The organism is Acinetobacter parvus DSM 16617 = CIP 108168 (assembly GCF_000368025.1).
Lineage (GTDB): Bacteria > Pseudomonadota > Gammaproteobacteria > Pseudomonadales > Moraxellaceae > Acinetobacter > Acinetobacter parvus.
The window spans coordinates 1-1,656 of record NZ_KB849209.1 but is presented as its reverse complement, the minus strand read 5'-3'; the positions used below and the strand labels follow the sequence as shown (position 1 = coordinate 1,656).

General features: G+C 37.3%; 4 protein-coding genes. All 4 read right to left on the bottom strand.

What is annotated here, in order from left to right; all coding sequences use genetic code 11:
* The coding region (locus F988_RS15270; RefSeq protein ID WP_212749251.1) for a hypothetical protein at positions 1–268 on the bottom strand (268 nt) is incomplete at its 3' end.
* A 22-nt stretch (positions 269–290) separates the two neighbouring features.
* The gene (locus F988_RS00665) at positions 291–614 is read right to left on the bottom strand and encodes a type II toxin-antitoxin system HicB family antitoxin (protein ID WP_004678285.1); all 324 of its coding nucleotides are present in this window, start codon (positions 612–614) and stop codon (positions 291–293) included.
* Positions 615–622: 8 nt separating this feature from the next.
* Complete coding sequence (locus F988_RS00660; RefSeq protein ID WP_004678286.1) at positions 623–868, bottom strand: hypothetical protein; 246 nt, start codon at positions 866–868, stop codon at positions 623–625.
* Positions 869–921: 53 nt separating this feature from the next.
* Positions 922–1,353, bottom strand: a complete 432-nt coding sequence (locus tag F988_RS00655) for an Arc family DNA-binding protein (protein ID WP_004678288.1) — start codon at positions 1,351–1,353, stop codon at positions 922–924.
* Between the last annotated feature and the right edge of the window lie 303 nt (positions 1,354–1,656).

Below are 1,656 nucleotides of genomic sequence, written 5' to 3'. Positions count from 1 at the left end.
CAGACTTCCCTGTAGATAAGGGATTAAGACTCCTCTTTTGGTTTTGCTGATTTACGGATCCAGAGTCTGAACAGACTTCCCTGTAGATAAGGGATGAACGAGGATCAGCAAAGCACTGCTTTGCCCGAGTGCAAGACGAAAGCTTTGCTTGAGTTAGACGTGAACCCTCGATAGTATCTATTGCAAAATACTGGATAAAACGACCACCTATTCCTGTTCGTAACATACCAGTCATTCCTATTTCTTGAACCACTTGGATATGAGACAAAATCTCATATCCTTTTAACTGGTTACATAGCTAATTTTGCGGATACTAAACGATTCATACTTACACCACGTTCTGCTGCTTCTAATGCTAGTTTTTGATGAACCATTGATGGAACACGTACAGCAAAACGACCACTATATTTCTTCTCTGAAAGTGGCACTGGTACTTTTTCATTATTACTGATCATATCGGCTACAACCTCAGCAACAACATTAACAATACCTGAAAATGCTTTAGATTGATCTGCATCAAGCCAAGATAATGATGGAAATTCAGCACATTGTCCAACGTATTCATTATCTTCTGCTGACCACATAACACGGTAAGTATATTGCTTACTATCCATTTTCCACCTCACAATACGTTAAGTTTATCGAGTGCAGCCAAAACTTGCTTCACTTGGTATGGTTTAGCTTTCCCACCATCATCTTGAAGGTTTATACGAGGATCGCCTTGCCACGGTGTTTTAAATACGGTGTGACTACCACCTGTTTGTCTTGGCTCACCAAAATACTGTTTGCAAACCTTGATTAAATCCACAAAACGAATATTTTTTGGATTATTCCGCATTTGCTCTATGAGTTGATCAATATTAGCCATTAATATGCTCAATAATTCCAATCTCTAAATAGTATCAATAATGGTACTATTATTCAAGTGCTGATTTCACCATCACCATGTACAAGCCAAGACGGATTAACCTTTAGATACTCTGCTATTTCTCGAAGTTGATGGAAAGATGGTTCATGTTTACCTTGTATCCAATCTAATACAGGTTCAGCAGTTTCATATCCTAGTTGTTCAGCAATGTGTGTATATTTAATTTCTTTTACCTGTAATGAATTAAACAACTCTATTGCTTTAGTTAAGCGATTTGATAGTTCTTTCTTGCGATCAATAAGTTGATATTGGTTCAATACACTATTATTGTCTAATTTTTTAAAGTTAAAGCTATTTTCTAATCGTGCCACAATTTCAGCATTCATAGATCGTTTCAAGCCTTGAGCTTCATTTTCAATTTTTAACTTTAATGTTGTTGGTAATCTAAGTTTAAATTGTGCATCTACTGTTTGTGGTTTATTCATTTTCGGCTCATTACGAAAGGAACGACTGGTACGTTACGAACAAGAATGGGTGGTATGTTTATGCAGGAATATGCAATCTATTTTAGATACTTCCCTGTAGATAAGGGATTAAGACCATTGAAAACAGTATAGTAGTCACGAATCCAATGTCTGAACAGACTTCCCTGTAGATAAGGGATGAACGAGGATCAGCAAAGCACTGCTTTCCCCGAGTGCAAGACGAAAGCTTCGATTGAGTTAGACGTGAACCCTCGATAGTATCTGTTTTTGGATACTTCCCTGTAGATAAGGGATGAACGAGGA